Origin of the sequence: Martinezella tropici, from assembly GCF_003287875.1 — a bacterium.
Taxonomy (GTDB): domain Bacteria; phylum Pseudomonadota; class Alphaproteobacteria; order Rhizobiales; family Rhizobiaceae; genus Rhizobium; species Rhizobium tropici_C.
In genome coordinates this window covers 1-261 of the sequence record NZ_QMKK01000010.1, presented here as the reverse complement: position 1 = coordinate 261, position 261 = coordinate 1, and the positions used below count along the sequence as shown (strand labels likewise).

General features: G+C 60.5%; 1 pseudogene. It reads left to right on the top strand.

The annotated features are described in order from the left end of the window. Positions 1-261 (top strand): annotated as a pseudogene (gene purU / locus DQ393_RS00115) (formyltetrahydrofolate deformylase); the annotation flags it as partial.

The following is a 261-nucleotide window of genomic DNA, read 5'->3' as shown; positions in this document are numbered from 1 at the left end:
TCGACGCGTGGGATCGTTGCGGCGATCTCGAACTATCTGGCCGAGCAGGGCTGCAACATCGTCGATTCCAGCCAGTTCGACGATCTCGATACCGGCAAGTTCTTCATGCGCGTCTCCTTCATCTCCGAGGAAGGGGTGGGTGGGCCGGCGCTTGCCGAAGGCTTCAAGCCGATCGCCGAGAAGTTCGCCATGGATGCGGAGATCCACGATGCCAAGAAGCGCATGAAGGTGCTGCTCATGGTCTCGCGCTTCGGCCATTGC